At 48.1% G+C, this 18,200-nt stretch carries 16 protein-coding genes; 11 read left to right on the top strand and 5 right to left on the bottom strand.

Annotated elements, in window-relative coordinates:
* Nucleotides 1–87 precede the first annotated feature (87 nt).
* The 9 genes from DXD12_RS12655 to trmL all read left to right on the top strand — a co-directional run bounded on the left by DXD12_RS12655 (nucleotide 88) and on the right by trmL (nucleotide 9,251).
* Nucleotides 88–825: an N-acetylmuramoyl-L-alanine amidase gene (locus tag DXD12_RS12655; protein ID WP_347561391.1), complete on the top strand. Its 738-nt coding sequence runs from the start codon at nucleotides 88–90 to the stop codon at nucleotides 823–825.
* Between the two features lie 150 nt (nucleotides 826–975).
* Nucleotides 976–2,028 carry an L-threonylcarbamoyladenylate synthase gene (locus tag DXD12_RS12660; RefSeq protein ID WP_181357271.1) on the top strand — a complete coding sequence of 351 codons (1,053 nt, stop codon included), beginning with the start codon at nucleotides 976–978 and terminating at the stop codon, nucleotides 2,026–2,028.
* A gap of 4 nt (nucleotides 2,029–2,032) precedes the next feature.
* Nucleotides 2,033–3,835, top strand: coding sequence for a B12-binding domain-containing radical SAM protein (locus DXD12_RS12665; protein ID WP_118638474.1), 1,803 nt, complete (start codon nucleotides 2,033–2,035; stop codon nucleotides 3,833–3,835).
* 263 nt (nucleotides 3,836–4,098) lie between these two features.
* Entirely contained in the window at nucleotides 4,099–4,824 is a 726-nt protein-coding gene (locus DXD12_RS12670; protein ID WP_118638475.1) for a 3'-5' exonuclease, read from the top strand.
* A gap of 127 nt (nucleotides 4,825–4,951) precedes the next feature.
* On the top strand, nucleotides 4,952–6,451 hold the full coding sequence (locus DXD12_RS12675; RefSeq protein WP_243105393.1) for a VanW family protein: 1,500 nt from the start codon (nucleotides 4,952–4,954) through the stop codon (nucleotides 6,449–6,451).
* A gap of 25 nt (nucleotides 6,452–6,476) precedes the next feature.
* Nucleotides 6,477–7,094, top strand: a complete 618-nt coding sequence (locus DXD12_RS12680) for an AIR synthase-related protein (protein ID WP_118638476.1) — start codon at nucleotides 6,477–6,479, stop codon at nucleotides 7,092–7,094.
* 14 nt (nucleotides 7,095–7,108) lie between these two features.
* Nucleotides 7,109–7,591 carry an Lrp/AsnC family transcriptional regulator gene (locus tag DXD12_RS12685; RefSeq protein ID WP_022358850.1) on the top strand — a complete coding sequence of 161 codons (483 nt, stop codon included), beginning with the start codon at nucleotides 7,109–7,111 and terminating at the stop codon, nucleotides 7,589–7,591.
* The gene (locus DXD12_RS12690; RefSeq protein ID WP_118638477.1) at nucleotides 7,588–8,763 is read left to right on the top strand and encodes an aminotransferase class I/II-fold pyridoxal phosphate-dependent enzyme; all 1,176 of its coding nucleotides are present in this window, start codon (nucleotides 7,588–7,590) and stop codon (nucleotides 8,761–8,763) included. Before DXD12_RS12685 ends, DXD12_RS12690 begins: the two co-directional genes overlap by 4 nt.
* Entirely contained in the window at nucleotides 8,757–9,251 is a 495-nt protein-coding gene (gene trmL, locus DXD12_RS12695; RefSeq protein ID WP_107001831.1) for a tRNA (uridine(34)/cytosine(34)/5-carboxymethylaminomethyluridine(34)-2'-O)-methyltransferase TrmL, read from the top strand. The genes DXD12_RS12690 and trmL overlap by 7 nt, the downstream gene beginning before the upstream one ends.
* A 51-nt stretch (nucleotides 9,252–9,302) precedes the next feature.
* On the opposite strand, the gene DXD12_RS12700 is transcribed toward trmL, so the two are convergent.
* Nucleotides 9,303–9,734, bottom strand: coding sequence for a NifB/NifX family molybdenum-iron cluster-binding protein (locus DXD12_RS12700; RefSeq protein ID WP_118638478.1), 432 nt, complete (start codon nucleotides 9,732–9,734; stop codon nucleotides 9,303–9,305).
* A gap of 409 nt (nucleotides 9,735–10,143) precedes the next feature.
* Between DXD12_RS12700 and DXD12_RS12705 the strand changes: the two genes are divergently transcribed.
* Nucleotides 10,144–10,608 carry a hypothetical protein gene (locus DXD12_RS12705; RefSeq protein ID WP_118638479.1) on the top strand — a complete coding sequence of 155 codons (465 nt, stop codon included), beginning with the start codon at nucleotides 10,144–10,146 and terminating at the stop codon, nucleotides 10,606–10,608.
* A gap of 12 nt (nucleotides 10,609–10,620) precedes the next feature.
* Nucleotides 10,621–13,236 (top strand): hypothetical protein, encoded by a 2,616-nt coding sequence (locus tag DXD12_RS12710; RefSeq protein ID WP_118638480.1) that lies wholly within the window; start codon nucleotides 10,621–10,623, stop codon nucleotides 13,234–13,236.
* Between the two features lie 395 nt (nucleotides 13,237–13,631).
* Here the strand turns inward: DXD12_RS12710 and DXD12_RS12715 are convergent, their stop codons facing one another.
* From DXD12_RS12715 to DXD12_RS12730, 4 genes are read right to left on the bottom strand one after another with little or no spacing between them, the layout of a single operon-like run.
* Entirely contained in the window at nucleotides 13,632–15,560 is a 1,929-nt protein-coding gene (locus tag DXD12_RS12715; protein ID WP_118638481.1) for an extracellular solute-binding protein, read from the bottom strand.
* A complete protein-coding gene (locus DXD12_RS12720) occupies nucleotides 15,560–16,381 on the bottom strand; it encodes an ABC transporter permease (RefSeq protein ID WP_022358845.1) in 822 nt (273 codons plus the stop codon). Before DXD12_RS12720 ends, DXD12_RS12715 begins: the two co-directional genes overlap by 1 nt.
* A gap of 18 nt (nucleotides 16,382–16,399) precedes the next feature.
* Nucleotides 16,400–17,476: a spermidine/putrescine ABC transporter ATP-binding protein gene (gene potA / locus DXD12_RS12725; protein WP_107001835.1), complete on the bottom strand. Its 1,077-nt coding sequence runs from the start codon at nucleotides 17,474–17,476 to the stop codon at nucleotides 16,400–16,402.
* Nucleotides 17,477–17,512: 36 nt separating this feature from the next.
* Nucleotides 17,513–18,046: a helix-turn-helix domain-containing protein gene (locus DXD12_RS12730; RefSeq protein ID WP_022358843.1), complete on the bottom strand. Its 534-nt coding sequence runs from the start codon at nucleotides 18,044–18,046 to the stop codon at nucleotides 17,513–17,515.
* Between the last annotated feature and the right edge of the window lie 154 nt (nucleotides 18,047–18,200).

Genomic DNA, 18,200 nt, shown 5'->3' on the forward strand with positions numbered 1-18,200 from the left:
GAGCCGGGATTGGAATTAGAAAATAGCGGGATATGCCGCGAACAAGGCGAATATAGATATTATAAGAATGCATCAGGAGCGGTGCACTTGAACGAATGGTTTGAAACACACCCGTTTCTAAAACAAATGCGAAGGCGGCTGTCAGTGGAATTGGCAGTCTGCCTTCTTTTATTTTGCGGCGTCTTTCTGGCGGCACGGTATGCGGGGCTGGCATCAGCGGGGGCGGACGCTGTGCTTGGAAAGAAAAAGCCGGTGGTGTTCCTGGACGCCGGACATGGGGATTTTGATCCGGGAAAGGTGAGTGTGGACGGAAGCCTGGAAAAGGACATCAATCTGGCGATCGCGAAGCGCCTGAAATGGTATCTGGAGCAGTCGGATGTGGAGGTCGTGATGAGCCGGGAGGATGACCGGGGACTTTACGATACGTCAGCCGGAAGCCGGAAAATGTCCGACATGAAAAACCGCTGCGCCCGCGTCGAGGAATCCGGCGCGGATCTGGTCGTCAGCATCCACCAGAACAGCTACCACCAGGAGGAAGTATCCGGTGCGCAGGTATTTTATTACCGGAAGTCAGAGAAGGGGAAACGGCTGGCGGAAATACTGCAGAAGCGCTTCGACTATGCGCTGGGAGACCAGAACCGCAGAAAAGCCAAACCGAATGACAGCTATTATCTCCTGCTCCACGTCAAATGTCCGATTGTCATCGTCGAGTGCGGATTTTTGTCTAACTGGAAAGAGGCGGCACTGCTGAAAACAGAAGAATATCAGGACCGCGTGGCGTATACGCTGCATATGGGGATTATGGAGTATCTGAATGGGCGCTGAAACCTTGAACTGGCGAGGAATCTTGTGTATACTAGGAGTACTTAGCGAGGTATTTTCGAGCTTAGTACGGAAGATAGATTTATTCATTGTAAGATAGTAGAAAGAAGAATCAATATGCAAAACGAAACCAAAAAAGAACTTCACACCCAGATGTGGAAGATAGAAAATCCAAAGGACTTTACGGCGCATGACCGGGAGGTGCTTGAGAAGGCGGCAGCGATCATCCGCGCGGGCGGTCTGGTGGCATTTCCGACGGAAACGGTGTACGGATTGGGGGCGAATGCGCTGGATGAGGCGGCAGCGAAGAAGATTTATGCGGCGAAGGGACGCCCGTCTGACAACCCGCTGATCGCGCATGTGTCCTGTCTGGAGGAGATCGCGCCGCTGGTATCGAATATGCCGGAAAATGGCAAAAAGCTTGCAAAGGCATACTGGCCGGGACCGATGACGATGGTATTTCCTAAGAGCGCGATCGTGCCGTATGGAACGACCGGCGGGCTTGATACGGTGGCGATCCGGATGCCGTCCGATCCGATCGCGGCAGAGTTAATCCGTCTGTCCGGCGTGCCGATCGCGGCTCCGAGTGCAAATACATCGGGACGCCCAAGCCCGACGCGCGCCGATCACGTGCTTCAGGATATGGACGGAAAGATCGATGCGATCATCGACGGCGGTCCGGTTGGAATTGGTCTGGAATCGACGATCGTGGATGTTACGGAGGAAATGCCGATGGTTTTAAGGCCGGGTGCGATCACCGTGGAGATGCTGCGTGAAACGGTCGGGGAAGTCGGCATTGATCCGGCGATTTTAGGACCGGTCAGCGCGGATGTGCGCCCGAAAGCACCGGGAATGAAATACCGCCATTATGCACCGAAAGCCGATCTGACACTGGTCGAGGGCGAGACGGAGGCAGTTGTGGAGACGATCAACCGCCTGGCAGGCGAAAAGCTGGCAGAAGGACGTAAGGTTGGAATTATCTGCACGGACGAGACGAAAGATCGTTACCCGGCGGGGATGTTGGAAAGCATCGGTGCGCGGGCGCGTCAGGAGACTGTTGCACACAACCTGTATGCGGTTCTGCGCGATTTCGACGATCGTGGCGCGGAATATATCTTTTCGGAAGGATTTTCGGAAGACAATTTAGGACGGGCGATTATGAACCGGCTCAATAAGGCGGCTGGCTATCATATTTTGAAGGTGTGAGACGATGCGGTACTTATTGGCGGCGATTAATGCCAAATATATACATTCAAATCTGGGAATTTACAGCCTGAGACGGTATGCGATGGAGCGGCTGGGGCTGGGACAGAAGGATGAGCAGGGTGCGGCTGTTGGAATGGAAATGGTTTCGGAGGCAGCAGAAGGCGCGAATCGAACGAAAACCGTGTCGGAAATCCAGATCGATCTCGGCGAGTACACCATCAACCACCAGATGGATCAGATTCTGCAGGATATTTACCGGAGAAAACCGGATGTGGTGGGATTTTCCTGTTATATCTGGAATATCGTTTACGTGAAGGAACTGGTCCACGATTTGAAAAAGGTTCTTCCGCAGGTCCGCATCTGGATGGGAGGTCCGGAGGCTTCGTATGACGCGGTTCACCTGATGGATGAGCTGCCGGAGGTCGAGTTGATCATGCAGGGCGAAGGCGAGGAGACCTTTACGCGGTTGGTGGAGGCGTGTGAGTGCGGGACGGAGGTTTGTTTTTCAGAGCTCCCAGGCATTGTCCTACGCCGTTCGGATGGCACCATCGAGGTCCATCGCCCGGCGCCGCTCATGAATCTGGACAACATTCCATTTTCCTACGGAGATTTAAGCGGGCTGGAACACCGCATTATCTACTATGAGAGCAGCCGTGGATGTCCATTTTCCTGTAGTTACTGTCTGTCTTCGATTGACAAAAAAGTGCGGTTCCGCAGCCTTTCGCTGGTGACAAAGGAACTGCAGTTTTTCCTTGATCGGAGAGTGCCGCAGGTGAAGTTCGTAGACCGGACGTTTAACTGCAAAAAGAGCCATTCGATGGCGATCTGGCAGTATTTGCTGGAACATGATAATGGAATTACCAACTTCCATTTTGAAATTTCATCGGACCTTCTGGATGATGACGAGCTGGCGCTGATGAAACAGATGCGTCCGGGGCTGATTCAGTTGGAAATCGGTGTGCAGACGACGAACCTGGTGGTTGTGAAGGAGATCCGGAGGACGATGGATCTAGACAAGGTGGCGCGCCGTGTGGCGCAGGTCAACACCTTTGGCAACATCCATCAGCATCTCGACCTGATTGCGGGGCTTCCGTATGAGGATATCGAGAGCTTTCATCGTTCCTTCAACGATGTATACAAAATGGAGCCGGAACAGCTTCAGCTTGGCTTTCTGAAGGTGCTGAAAGGTTCCTATATGGAAGAAATGAAGCAGAAATACGGTCTGCTCAGCCAGAGCAAGCCGCCGTATGAGGTGCTTAGAACCAACTGGCTTTCCTATGAAGAGGTGATCCGTCTCAAGGGTGTGGAAGAGATGGTCGAGGTCTATTACAACAGCGGGCAGTTCCGCCGCACGATGAAATGCCTGTCGCAGGAATGGGGCGATGCGTTTGATTTGTATGACCGCTTGGCGGCATTTTATGAGGAAGAGGGACTGAATGGAGTGAGCCATAACCGGCTGGCACGGTATGAGATTTTGTATCTGTTTATTCAGAAATGGGGGAACAAAGAAATTTCCTATCAGGATCTTCTCATTTATGACCTCTACCTCCGTGAAAACGTCAAGAGCCGTCCATCTTTTGCCCCGGATCCGTCGGAGTGGAAGAACGAGACGAAGCAGTTTTTCATGCGCGAGGCGAAGGAACGCCGTTATTTGAAGGGCTACGAGGCATACGATTCCAGACAGATGGCGAAAATGGCACATTTAGAGCGGATGGAAGACGGAAGGTTTGTGCTGTTTGATTACAAAAACCGGGACGTTCTGTTTGGCAATGCGGCGGCATTTTCCATTTCACAGGATGAAATATAGTGAGAAATGGGATTTTCCAGAGAAAGACAGGAAAAAGAAATTGCGGATGGCGGCAGTCAGAACATCTGCGAACGAGAAGAAATGTAAGACAGCCATATTTTAAATTAGATGGATAGTAAACTGTTCAGTAGGTCTGTGCATTTACTGCGCTGACCGTACGAAAACATGGGCCAGCAGGCAAAAATCCCATTGCCGTAGGCAATTTTTAATGGATTTTTGCGCGTGACTGTGAAGGTACTGAACAGTTACGATGGATAAATAAAATGGAAAAAACAAACAATTCTTATATAGCGATTGACCTGGAGACAACAGGGTTAAATCCCAAAACCGAGCGGATCATCGAGATTGGCGCGGCTCGGGTGGAAGATAGAACCGTGGTGCAGACGTATTCGACGTTTGTCAACCCGGAGCGGGAACTGGATGCGCGCATCCGGGAGCTGACGGGAATCTGTGACGATGATTTGAAGGATGCGCCGGTGCTGGATACAGTTTTGCCGGAACTTCTGGCATTCTGCGGGGAGCTGCCGCTTCTGGGGCATCATGTTATCTTTGATTTCAGCTTTCTCAAGCGGGCGGCGGTCAACCGGAAGTATACATTTGAGCACGCGGGGCTTGATACCTTGAAAATCTGCCGCCATTTTATGCCGGAGGAGGAAAAGAAGAATCTGGCAGCCGCGTGCCGGTATTTTGCGGTGGATCCGGGCGAGAGCCATCGGGCGTTTTCGGATGCGCTGGCGGCGCACCATCTGTATCAGGAGCTTAAAAACAGGTATTTTCTGGAAGTGCCGGAGGTGTTTGCACCGCAGCCTTTGATTTACAAGGTAAAACGCGAACAGCCCGCGTCAAAAAAGCAAAAAGAAGTCTTGCGGGAATTACTAAAATATCATAGAATAAATTTATCTGCGCAGATTGATTCGCTTTCGAAAAATGAGATTTCGAGACTTACGGATCAGATTATCGCGCAGCATGGCAGAATGCAGAAGAGGTGAGAGATATGTTTAAATTTTCAAATCAGAAAACACGCCAGATCGTATCAGCGGTTGTTATTATAATCGTAGTAGTAGCGATGGTAGCGGGAACCATTTTGGCAGGTCTTATGATGTAAAGGTTCGGTAGATGATGAAAAAAAGAAATTGGATGGCAGGCGTATGCGGTGCGGCAGTGATGGGACTGCTTATAGCCGGTACGGGCACCGCGTCAGCGGGGACGATTCCCACGGGCTTTCAGGTCGGTGGGTTTGATCTTTCCGGGATGACACGGGAAGAGGCGGATCAGACGATTGAGAAATCGATCGGGGAGATGGAAAATCAGACCATTTCGATCCGGGTAGAAGGTCATGAGGTTCAGACGACGGCGGCGGAGCTGGGATTTTCCTGGGTCAACCAGAACGAGATTGATGAGGAAGTGGAGAAACTTTCCGGCGGAAATCTTCTGCGCCGGTATCTGAATCAGAAGGAATTAGAGCAGTCCGGTGTGGATCTGCAGATTGAGACAGCGGTCGATGAAGCGAAGGTTGCCGAGTTTGTGCAGACCCGGTGCGCGGAATTTACGACAGCGCCGCAGGACGCTGTGATCACGCATGAAAATGGAGTCTTTCAGGTCAGCCAGTCTTCGGCGGGACAGGAAGTGGACATAGATGCGACGACAAAAGCACTGAATGAGGCGCTCGCGGGCGGTCTTTCGGAACCGGTTTCGGTGGATGCAACAGTCAAAAATGCAGAGCCGACCCGCACGACAGAGGCATTATCTACGATTCAGGATGCCCTTGGAACATTCAGTACCGGATTCAATCCGGGAAATGTGTCGCGTTCCAAGAATCTGCGGAACGGTGCGGCGAAGATCAACGGCACGGTTCTGATGCCGGGAGAAGAATTTTCGGCTTATACATGGCTGACCCCATTTACGGTGGAAAATGGCTATGCATCGGCAGGTTCCTATGCGAACGGTCAGGTAGTCGATACGGTCGGCGGTGGCGCCTGCCAGATCTGCACGACGCTCTACAATGCAGCGCTTCTGGCGGAGATGGATATCACCCAGCGCCAGAATCATTCGATGATTGTTACTTACGTTCCGGCATCGCAGGATTCGGCGATCGCGGGTACTTATAAGGATCTGAAATTTAAAAATCCATACGATACCCCGATCTATATGGAAGGGGCAGTGAACGGCGGGACTATTTCATTTACGATATATGGAAAAGAGACACGGCCGGCAAACCGGACGATCAAATACGTTTCGGAGACATTGTCGAAGAAGGATCCGGGCGAGCCGATCACGAAGGTGGACGCATCTTTGAAGCCGGGTGCGAGAGTGAAGGAACAGTCGGCGCACTATGGGTTGCAGTCACGGCTCTGGAAATACGTCTACGTGGACGGTGTGGAGACGGAGAAAACCTTGCTGCAGACCGATACCTATATGGCATCGAAGGCGATCTACCGTGTAGGTCCGGCCGTTGCGGTTGCAGCACCGGCGGTTCCGCCTGCACCGCAGCCTGAGACACCACAGCCGGAAAATCCGGTTCCGGCACCGACGGAAGCACCAGCAGCGCAGGAGCCGACCCCGGCACAGCCGCAGGGACCGGCGGGTCCGGCGCAGGAAGTAGCGCCGGCGGAGTGATAGGAACGCCGGGAAAGGAACCAGAATGAATATAAAAGATGAAGTTTTCGAGGAATACGGGGAGATGAAGGCAGATCAGGATCTGCTGGCGGTCGGTTACACCGCGCTTTTTGGAACCTCGATGGCGGCAAAAAGCGGCGAGGCGGCGCTTTTGAACCGGTTTTCTGCCCGGTATGTGCGAGAATGCCAGAATCTCTATGAGAAATGGAATCCGTCTCCGCTTCTGGAGGCATTTGCTGCACATAAAGAGCGGAAAGTGCTGACCCGTCTCGGCGCATCTGCGTGGTATCCGGCAGGCGGGGGCGGCGTCATGGCGGCGCTGTGGCATTTTTTTGATGGGTTCGGACTCGGATTTGAGATGGATCTCAGGAGACTTCCGATCCGCCAGGAGACAGTGGAGATCTGCGAGGTATTTGACCTCAATCCATACCGTTTACAGTCACAGGGCTGCATTCTGCTGACAGCGTCTAGCGGTCCGAAGCTGCTAAAGAATCTGGAGAGAGAGGGCATCCCGGCAGCGCTCATCGGTCGGACGCGCACTGCGATCGGACGCGAGATTTACAGCGGCGAAGTACATAGCTTTCTTGACCGGCCAAAACCGGATGAGATAGATAAAATAAAAGACTTACAAAAATCCCATTAACAGGAGGTAGTAAAGTGAGAGAGAGAATTTTAGCGGTCATTGAAAAAAACAGCCGCATCAGCGTCAAAGAGCTGGCAGATTTACTCGGGGAAAATGAAGCCGCGGTTGCGGCGGAGATCGCCGAAATGGAAAATGAACATATCATCTGCGGTTACCATACCTTGATTAACTGGGATAATACAGATGAGGAGAAGGTCATTGCGCTGATCGAGGTAAAGGTAACGCCGCAGCGCGAGATGGGCTTTGACAAGATTGCCGAGAGAATCTATCAGTACAGCGAGGTGACTTCGGTATACCTGATGTCCGGCGGCTATGATTTTACCGTTATGATAGAGGCGAAAACCATGCGTGCGGTTGCACAGTTTGTGGCAGAAAAGCTTTCCACGATCGATTCTGTGCTGAGTACCGCGACCCATTTTATTCTTAAAAAATACAAAGACCACGGTACCGTTCTCTGCGACGGTCCTCAGGATGAAAGGATGTTGATTGTTCCGTGAGAAACCCATTATCAGATACGATTGTAAATATTCCGCCGTCCGGAATCCGGAAGTTTTTTGATGTTGTCAGCGAGATGAAGGGCGCGATCTCCCTGGGCGTGGGCGAACCGGACTTTGATACGCCGTGGCATATCCGTGAGGAGGGCATTTATTCGCTGGAAAAAGGACGCACCTTTTATACGTCGAACTCCGGTTTAAAGGAACTGCGCCAGGAGATCAGCCATTATCTGAAACGCCGTCAGCGCCTGGAGTATGATCCGAATACGGAAGTGATGGTGACGGTCGGCGGCAGCGAGGCGATCGATATTGCCTTGCGCGCGATGCTCAATCCTGGCGACGAGGTTCTGATTCCGCAGCCGAGTTACGTTTCCTATGTGCCGTGTACGGTGCTGGCAGGCGGTACGCCGGTCGTTATTGAGCTGGAGGAGAAGGATGAGTTCCGTCTGACGCCGGAGAAGCTGCTGGAGAAGATCACACCGAAAACCAAGGTGCTGATTCTTCCGTTCCCGAACAACCCGACGGGTGCGATCATGAACCGCACCGATCTGGAGGCGATCGCGAAGGTGATCGAGGAGAAGGATCTGTTTGTGCTGAGTGATGAAATTTATTCCGAGCTGACCTACAGCGGCAAGCACGTTTCCATCGCGGAAATTTCCGGGATGCGCGACCGCACGGTGCTGATCAACGGATTTTCCAAGGCATATGCGATGACCGGGTGGCGTCTCGGCTATGCGGCAGCTCCAGCGATTATCTTAAAACAGATGCTGAAAATTCATCAGTTTGCGATTATGTGCGCGCCGACCACCAGCCAGTATGCAGCGGTTGAGGCCCTGCGGAATGGCGATGAGGACATTGCCCGTATGAAGAAAGCCTACGATGAGCGCCGCCGCTATCTTTTGAGAGAGTTCCGGGCGCTTGGAATGGACTGTTTCGAGCCGTATGGAGCATTTTATATGTTCCCGTGCATCAAACGGTTTGGCATGACCTCGGATGAATTTGCAAACCGCCTGCTTCAGGAAGAGAAGCTGGCGCTTGTGCCGGGCACCGCGTTTGGAGACTGCGGCGAGGGCTATCTGCGCGTTTCCTATGCGTATTCGCTGGAGGATCTGCAGAAGGCGATTGAGCGCATTAAACGGTTTGTGGCGCGGTTGGATGGAGAGAAGAAATGTTAAATATTGTACTCTATGAACCGGAGATGCCGATGAATACAGGAAATATAGGACGAAGCTGCGTGGCAACGAACACGCGGCTTCATCTGATCGAGCCTCTCGGTTTTAAATTGAATGATAAAATGGTAAAAAGAGCGGGTCTTGATTACTGGCCGCATCTGGACGTGACAGTTTACAGCGATTTTAAAGATTTTCTGGAGAAGAATCCGGGCGCGCGCCCGTATATGGCGACCACGAAGACGACGCAGGTGTATACGGACGTTCACTACGATCCGGACTGCTATATCATGTTCGGACCGGAAAGCCGCGGCATCCCGGAAGAACTCCTGATCGAAGACCCGGAGCGCTGCGTCCGCATCCCGATGTGGGGTGAGATGCGCTCTCTGAATCTGTCAAACTCGGTGGCGATCATTCTGTATGAGGCGCTGCGGCAGAATGGGTTTGAGAAGATGAATACGGAGGGGCATCTGCATCACCTCCAGTGGAAATAAGGTGGATTCTGTCCCACACGTGCGTCATCAACGTCTCAGATGAAACAGGAATTAGTGGCACCAAGTCCCACAGGCACTGATATTTCCGTCGCATTCGGCGTCGGAGTCAGTGCCATTTTTATTGTTGTCCGGCAGGTGGACGCCGCAGGATGGTCCGTTATTTCCGCTCCGGTCAAAGTGAAGCATTCCGTTTAAGAAGTCTTCGACGCGGTCTTTAGGAGCGCCTTTGGCGCCGCCGAGAACCTGGATGCTGGTTTCGCGCAGGGCGATCATCATCGGGATCGGAAGGGCGTCGCAGAGGAGGACGGCAATATTTTCTTTTTTGAGAAATGCCACCAGCGCGCCGGGATCGTTTGCATAGGTCTGTTTCACGGTTTTGGTGGAAATAATCTCATCATCAACTACATCAAAAATTAAAAATTCTTTCACCTGAGCCAGGTGGGAGCAGATTTTTCCGTTTTCATAAGGGACTGCAATTTTCATGAGTGACCTCCTTTTTTAGAGATAGTATAGCGCTTAGAATTGAAAAATCAATATAAATGTATATTTAATTTTATGTGTATATATGAGAAAGTCCAATATAAAAGAAAAATGGTATAGAAAGCACAGTGTCTTTAGAACGAAAAAGAGAGCCAGTAGAAACAATAAAACTGGCTACTTGAGATTAAATCAGTCAGTTTATTTTTTAACAAGGATCTGCGTTGTACCGTTTACTATGTTTCAAATAAATGCTCCATGGGACCTCCATTCTATCGTACGTATGCGTTATAGATAGTAATGCAGAAATTAAAAAAAGATGCTACCAAGGGGGGTTTTGCTTGTAGCAGACAGGGGAGTATGTTATTATTTATAATATAGATATTTTTAAATTGTGACAAGAGGTGCGTGTGTAGTGAAAGAACGAGAGAAAAAACGGGGAAAAACACAGTCACAGATTAATATTACGAGAAGTGAGTTTCAGCGAAGTTTTAAAAACCACTACACCGTATATAAAGAAACAGGAACAGATATGCCGTATCGTTCACGTCTGTTGATGTTGTTTTATTCGGTGGAATGTGGATTAAAAAGTTTCATTCTCAAAAAAATTGGGAAAAATACATATAAAGATTTGAAGTCCTATTATGAGAAAATTGGAAAGAAGGCACCTGAGCATGACTTAAAAGCAATGACGAAAGAAGTGGGAATAGAGAACAGTTTTCCATTGAAACAGATACAGCTTAAGGGTGGTGGTTCGGTGTTGCCAGGAAAATATAATGAATTGTGGCGATATGGAGCCGGCATTGAAGACATAGAGGAAGAGAAGAGAGAAGAAAAAACTTTGGTTCAGATTGCGGAATGGTTGCTTAAGCGGATGTAGAGAGGGTAAAAAATGGATTATTATTTTACGTGGCATGATATAGAATGTATTTTTGAAGAAAATCGAAGCACGTGGCCGGAAACATGGGTTGATGTACAGGTTTATAGTGATAGCATTGAAATTTACCAAAATGAAGACGAACTACAGGAAGCGGATATTCAATACTTAAAGAAAATATTTGGACGGAATTATTCGATAGAAAATAATACTCTGCTCATTGATTTTACAGGAACATATTTAGATATTGTTTTTCTGTATGATGATGGTCAAAAGGTCGAGAAGAAATATGGACCGTTATTTAGAGACATTTATTTTCAGAAATGTGAAAATACAGATAGTGATTTTGATGGTCTAAAAATGATTGCCTTCCATTCTTACAAAGGCGGTGTAGGAAGAACACTATCACTTACTGCGTTTTTAAGGCAGTGTACAGAAGAATATCCAGATAAAAAGATTCTTGTATTAGATGCTGACGTAGAAGCACCTGGCTTAACATGGATGGCTGAAGCTGGATATCGAAAAATCAGCTATCTTGATATTTTGTCGATAATGAGTTATGAACAGATCACAGATCAGATGTTGGAAAAATTATGCGATTTAATAAAGACCTCGACGGTTAGTGTTGCAACGGATAAAAAGATAATTGATCAGTATTTTATTCCAGTTTATAGGGAAAAAGAACAGATCATGAATATTGGGGCGAAACCTGAGCAGGTATTGATGACACAGGAAAACAAATTTTATATTACAGAAACGATAGCTAAAATAGCGAGAAAGCTTGGAGCAAATTTGGTGCTGATTGATCTTCGGGCTGGAATTACAGAATACTCAGCTCCATTTTTGTTTGACCCCCGTGTGGTCAAATATTATGTGACTTCTACGTCTTTGCAGTCAGTAAAAGGAATTAACCAGATTCTGGAACAGGTGTATAAAAAAACGAATGCAGATTTTTTAAAATCAAGAATCCTGTTAACGATGATCCCGGAAACAATGAAGACTGAAGAAATTCAGAAAATTGAAAGTCAAATAGTGGAGGAGGTTGAAAGTGTGGCTGATACAGATAATGCCACTTTTTTGCGGGATGAGTATTTCATGGAAGTGGGATTTGATAAGACATTTGTAAGAACGACGGACTTCAATTCACTTTGTGAAAAACTGAAGGGAAGCGAATTGTCATCTTTAATGGATAAACAGGTGAAGAACCTGTTCATGGATGAGCAGAAAGATGAGACAATATTTGTAGATGAAGGTAGGGTACGTGAGATCCTGAGGAGAATATATGAAATTTCTTATGCGGAGACAACTGCGGAAGGCACATCAAGTGCAAATATGCTTGTAACCTCTTCTATTAAAGAAATGGTAAAGAACTTTAAGACGGAGCTTCCGAAAATTGTTGTATCAGGCGCAAAGGGATCAGGCAAGACATATATCTATAAGCAATTATTACAAGCAAAAACATGGGAAAGCTTCATTGAGCAGACAGGTGCATCTTTGAATGCAGAACATGAAACGATAATTATTCCGTTATTGGCTAGTATTAATACGCGAAATATGCAGCCTCTTATTGTAGAATGCATGAAATATGCAGAGCAGAAATTACCTAAAATGAGGTTAAAGAAAAATGTAGATACAATAAATTATAATATGTTGATGAGCTTATTAGAATCATCTGAGATGTCAAGAATGGAATGGGTAAAGCAATGGTTTAATTTAATAATTGGAATGTTTCAGGAGAATTATAAGGATATTTTGGAAGTAGATGAGGTGCTTCAACGCAGCGGAAAAAGAATTGTATTTATTGTGGATGGTCTTGAGGATGTTTGTGCAGATTCACAGACAGAAAAAAATGATAGATGGAAAACACTTCTTAAAGCATTGTGCCAAAATGTTGTGAATGATTTGCAGAGACTTGACTATGGAAATATCGGAATGGTTGTGTTTGCGCGAAAGGATATGATCAATAATGCAATCGATACCAATATGGAACAGTTTAGGAGTATGTATTACAATTATGAATTGAACTGGACCCAGACGGAAGCATTACGTCTGGCATTATGGATCGCATCAAAGGGTTATCCAGACTTGACGGATGGAATCGATGTACTGAATGCGACAAGATCTGTTCTGGTAGATAAATTAACAACGCTTTGGGGACTAAAATTAGGAAAAAGAGATTCGCGGGAAGCCTTTTCGGATCGTTGGATTTTGGCAGCTTTGTCAGACTTTACCGGTCAATTACAGGCAAGGGATATTGTCAGATTTCTGAGATATTCAACAGAGGGATATAGGGAAGCAAAATTTGTGTATAAGGATCGATTGATTATGCCGGTTGACATACGCAATGCAATCGGAGCATGTGCGGCAGATAAATATCAAGAAATTAAGACGGAAATGCGTAATATTTATGAAATTTTGGAAAAATTTGAAAAAATGGAAGGGGTAAAAACTTTGCCGTTAACTTTGGATAAAATCCAATTGACAGGTGATGAAATTTCAAAATTGGAGGCTCAAGGGTATTTAAAGATTTCCGATGAGAAATATTATTTGCCGGAAATTATCCGTTTGCCGCTCGGTTTTACCTATGAACGTGGAGCTAGACCAAAGGTTTTATCGTTATTAGTGCAGTAGTAGATAGAAGAGGAGAGGATAATAGTCAGAAAGGTTAGCTGGAACTTTTGTTGTCATGAATTAGAAAGTAACTGCCGGTAGCAGGTTCTGTAGGGGAGGAATCATTCTCCCAAATCAGGTGATTTGAAAAAGCGGAGAGTATAAAAAAATTGGCTGTGTGCCCCTTTTTCTGTAAAAGCCCTATGAAAGGTTCTTCTATGATAAAATAAATATCATTAGGAGGACCTTTTATTATGGCAAGAAAAAAGTTGGGGGCTACCACCCAGCAAAAATATTTGCTAATGTGACAGCCCCTCTAACAATAGCTCCTCGCAAAAGCGGGATTTCGTTTGCAGTCTGAGTAAAAATTAATTCTGCTGAAGATTCTTTTTATAATAAGTTTCAGCTAGTAATTTTTAATTCGACTTAACTTCTTTCCACAAACTATTATAAAGCTCGTCCGCCTCATCCCCAAGATACCGGTAAACCTCGCAGTTTTTCAGCTGCTTTGCATCTGGGAAGACGGCTTTGTTGTTCTGGATTTCTTCGTCCAGCATTTCCTTGGCTGCCTTGTTTGGCGTCGCGTAGGTAATGTACTCAAAGTTTTTGACTGCGACATCCGGGCGGCAGAGAAAATTGATCCATTTTTCTGCGTTTTCCTTATTTTTCGCATTTTTCGGAACTACCCAGGAATCGAGCCAGACGTTGGTTCCCTCTTCCGGGATTACATATTCCAGGGAGAATGGGAGGTTCTGTGCGGCTACCTCATCCTGGATGTACATGATCTCGCCGGAGTAGATGACGCCGATGGCTGCCTCGCCGCCGATCATCTTGTCACGTACCTGATCGATGACGTAAGCCTGTATGAGCGGTTTTTGGTCAATCAGATCCTGCTTTGCCTGCTGGAGTTCGGTTTCGTCGGTCGAGTTGGCAGAGAAGCCGTCTTTTTTGAGCGCTACCATGAAGGCATCGCGGACGCTGTCCTGCATCAGGATCTCGCCTTTATAAGCCGGATTCCAGAGATCGGACCATTTGGTCGGAACCGGAAGTCCTTTTTCTTCGATGAGCTTCGTATTATAAAGAATACCGACGGTTCCCCAGGTGTATGGCACGGAATATTTGTTTTCCGGGTCGAACTGCTTGGACATTTCCATGTACTGCGGGTCAATGTTTTTGACATTTGGAATGTTGTCAAAGTTGAGTTCGGCAAGCAGGTCATTTTCCTTCATTTTCTGAATCATGTAGTCGGATGGGCAGACTACATCGTAGTTGACGCCGCCGGCTTCGATGACCGGATACATTTCTTCCAGTGTCTCAAATACGTCGTAGGTAACCTTGATTCCGGTTTCCTGTTCAAATTCCTCAATCAGGTCCGGATCAATATATTCGCCTGCATTGTAGACGTACAGTTCGTTTGAATGAGTCGTGGTGTAGCGGCTGTAGGTGCTGACACCAACGACAAGCAGAATTAGCGTGCAGGCAAGTCCCAGAACGCCGTTCTTGATCTGGTTGTTGCGTTTGCGGCGCTTGATGGTCTCTGTGTCAATCACAGTCGCATTGCCGGTGGATTTTTTCTCCGGGGCAAAGTTGGTGATTACCAGGAGCACCAGGACTGCCACGAAAATCAGCGTGGACAGGGCGTACATCGTCGGCTGGATGCCTCGGCGCACCTGGCTGTAGATCAGGGTGGATAAGGTATCCATACCGGCACCTCTTGTAAAGTGCGTAATGATAAAATCATCGAGGGACATCGTAAATGCCATCAAAAAGCCGGAGAGGATACCTGGGACGATGTCTGGAAATACGACCTTGAAGAAGGCATATAGTGGGCTGGCACCGAGATCCAGAGCGGCTTCGTAGGTGTACCGGTTCGTCTGCTTGAGTTTCGGCATGACACTTAATATCACATATGGAATGTTAAATGTGATATGCGCGATCAGCACGGTTTTAAATCCGAGAGAGATACCGAACGCGATAAATGCCAGCATCAGGGAGATACCGGTTACGATATCGGAGTTCAGCATCGGGATGTTGTTGATTCCCATGACGATGGTGCGCGGAATCCGTTTCATGCTGTTGATGCCGATGGCGGCGATCGTGCCGATGACGGTCGCGATCAGAGCCGACGCAAACGCGATGAGTAGCGTATTGTTTAAGGCATTCATGATGGCGGAATCCTGGAACATCTGCGTATACCAGCGGGTGGTAAAACCGCCCCAGACGGTTCTCGATTTTGTGTTGTTAAAGGACAAAACGATCATGGTCACGATCGGGATGTATAAAAAGAGCAGGATGAGCGCCAGGTAAAAGTCCTGGAAAAACTGTTTTAAGCGGTTATGTTTCATCAGAACGCATTGCCCTCCCCTTCTTTATCGTATTTGGCGATGAGCGCCATACTCAGTAAAATGAAAATCATCAGAACCAGCGAGAGACCGGAACCTAAGTGCCAGTTGCTTCCCTTGGTGAACTCCTGCTCGATGACATTTCCGATGAGCAGGATCTTGCTGCCGCCTAAGAGACTGGAAATAACGAAGGTTGTCAGCGCCGGGACAAATACCATGGTAATGCCGCTGATGATGCCCGGGATGCTGAGCGGAATCCAGATGTGAATGAGTGTCTGGAAATTGTTTGCACCCAGGTCTTTGGCGGCGTTGATGGTATTGTCGTCGATCTTTGCCAGCACATTATAAATCGGGAGAATCATGAAAGGCAGGAAGTTGTATACCATACCCAGAATGATCGCCCACGGGGTATTGATGATGGCAATATTTGGCAGATGGAGAAAGGAAAGAATGCCGTTGATAACGCCATTTTTCTCCAGGAGCGTCTGCCACGCGAGGGTGCGGAGCAGGAAATTCATCCACATCGGAAGGATGAAGACGAATACCATGAAGCTGCCTGCCCCAATGCCGCGGCGGCGCAGCACCAAAGCCAGCGGATAGGACAAAAGCAGGCAGATGGCGGTCGCAGCCAGAGACAGACCCAGGGATAAGAGCAGCGCCTTCATATGCTCCGGTGTCGTGATGGAACAGACATTTGCCAGTGTAAATGCCCCGCTTTTGGTTGTCAGACCGTAGTATACGATCAGCAGGAGCGGGATGATGGTAAAACCGATCATCCAGAGAATATAAGGACCGGCGAAGAGCCGTTTCACGTTTGATTTCATGCTAAGTCCGACTCCTTTCTATTCATTGACGCCCACAGCTTCCTCGTCCTCTGACGCCGGCTTGTTCATGATCTGGATGTCAAACGGGTCTACATGGATGCCGACCTTCTCGCCGACCGGGAACATATCCGTGCTGTGAACCAGCCATTCATAGCCGTCCGGTGTGGTGACTTCCATCTCATAGTGGACGCCCTTGAAAATCAGGTGGGTGACAATGCCCTGCAGCGTGCCTTCCTCCGGTTTTACGAGGTCGATGTCCTCCGGGCGGATGACAACGTCTACCGGTTGGTTTGTTCCGAATCCCTTATCGACGCAGGCAAATTTCGCACCGAAGATTTCAACCAGCTCGTCGTGGATCATCAGACCGTCCACAATGTTGCTCTCGCCGATGAAGTCGGCAACGAATGCGTTTTCCGGCTCGTTGTAGATCTGTTCCGGGGAACCCATCTGCTGGATATAACCCTGGTTCATGACAACGATGGTATCGGACATCGTCAATGCCTCTTCCTGATCGTGGGTAACATAGATAAAAGTGATGCCTAACTCATTTTTCAGACGGATCAGCTCATACTGCATGTCCTGTCGCAGTTTTAAATCTAGGGCACCGAGCGGCTCATCGAGAAGCAGGACCTTTGGCTCGTTGACAATCGCACGCGCAATGGCGATACGCTGCTGCTGACCGCCGCTCAAAGAGTCAATGCTGCGATGCTCAAAGCCGTTTAGGTTTACAAGCTTTAAAGCGTACTTAATTTTGTCATCAATATATGCTTTTGATTTATTCTTAATTTTTAGCCCAAATGCGATATTATCTGCGATGCTCATATGCGGAAACAGTGCGTATTTCTGGAATACGGTGTTTAGCTGGCGCTTGTTTGGCGGAAGTTTGGTGATGTCTTCGCCGCCGAAAATTACTTTTCCTGTATTTGGGGATTCAAATCCGCCGATGATGCGGAGCGTGGTCGTCTTGCCGCAGCCGCTGGGACCTAAGAGCGTTACAAAGGAATTTTCCTTTACTGAAAGGCTCAAGTCATCCAGGACCAGGGTGTCGTCAAAGCGTTTCGAGATATGCTGTAAATCGATTAATGGCTGGCTCATGGGTTTCCTCCGTAAATAGTAAAATAATGTGTAGTATTAGAAACTTGGCGGCGAGCTGACCCAGAGGATCGTCGCGCCGGAGCGGCTTTCAAGGTAATGCGTCTTGTCGCTCGTATAGTAAAAAGATTCGCCCTTTTTGGCTTTGTACGTCCGGTTCCCCAGATGAATCAGGATGCTGCCGGAAAGAACGTAGCCAAATTCCTCACCCTCATGCGGGCTGTCCGGATAGGTGGAGCCGCCGGCACCGAGTGTCAGGCGGATCGGTTCCATCGTGTTCTTCTGGGCGTTCGGGATGATCCACTGAATCTCATTTTTCAGTTCCGGATCTTCCTTGATAAAATAGTCGTTTTTTTCAAATACAATCTGCTCTTCCGGAGCCTCGTTGAAAAACTCCCCTATGGTTGTGCCGAGACACTGGAGAATATCCATCAAAGTAGCGATGGACGGGGAGGTCAGATCGCGCTCTACCTGGGAGATAAATCCCTTCGAAAGCTCTGCGCGGTCAGCCAGCTCTTCCTGCGTCAGACCCTTTAAAATTCGCAGTTCCTTTAATTTTCCTCCTATACTCAACAGAGGGAACCTCCTTTCCTGGTTTCATAGGAAATTGCGTCCTATGAAACAAAAAACGCTCCGCGAGGATGCGCTAGGGCACATTCTTTTTTATAAAAACCGGGTGGGAAAACCATCCGTCCGGCGTTTTTTAGAAGCATGCAAAAGTAAGATG

It is taken from the genome of Clostridium sp. TF11-13AC, assembly GCF_003481065.1.
Classification (GTDB): domain Bacteria; phylum Bacillota; class Clostridia; order Lachnospirales; family Lachnospiraceae; genus Otoolea; species Otoolea fessa.

Bases quoted from the DNA above. Each gene is read 5' to 3' on its own strand.
- DXD12_RS12660 (WP_181357271.1), top strand. From the start codon at position 976: ATGTGGAAGATAGAAAATCCAAAGGACTTTACGGCGCATGACCGGGAG.
- DXD12_RS12665 (WP_118638474.1), top strand. From the start codon at position 2,033: ATGCGGTACTTATTGGCGGCGATTAATGCCAAATATATACATTCAAAT.
- DXD12_RS12670 (WP_118638475.1), top strand. From the start codon at position 4,099: ATGGAAAAAACAAACAATTCTTATATAGCGATTGACCTGGAGACAACA.
- DXD12_RS12675 (WP_243105393.1), top strand. From the start codon at position 4,952: ATGATGAAAAAAAGAAATTGGATGGCAGGCGTATGCGGTGCGGCAGTG.
- DXD12_RS12680 (WP_118638476.1), top strand. From the start codon at position 6,477: ATGAATATAAAAGATGAAGTTTTCGAGGAATACGGGGAGATGAAGGCA.
- trmL (WP_107001831.1), top strand. From the start codon at position 8,757: ATGTTAAATATTGTACTCTATGAACCGGAGATGCCGATGAATACAGGA.
- DXD12_RS12700 (WP_118638478.1), bottom strand. From the start codon at position 9,734: ATGAAAATTGCAGTCCCTTATGAAAACGGAAAAATCTGCTCCCACCTG.
- DXD12_RS12710 (WP_118638480.1), top strand. From the start codon at position 10,621: ATGGATTATTATTTTACGTGGCATGATATAGAATGTATTTTTGAAGAA.
- DXD12_RS12715 (WP_118638481.1), bottom strand. From the start codon at position 15,560: ATGAAACATAACCGCTTAAAACAGTTTTTCCAGGACTTTTACCTGGCG.
- DXD12_RS12720 (WP_022358845.1), bottom strand. From the start codon at position 16,381: ATGAAATCAAACGTGAAACGGCTCTTCGCCGGTCCTTATATTCTCTGG.
- potA (WP_107001835.1), bottom strand. From the start codon at position 17,476: ATGAGCCAGCCATTAATCGATTTACAGCATATCTCGAAACGCTTTGAC.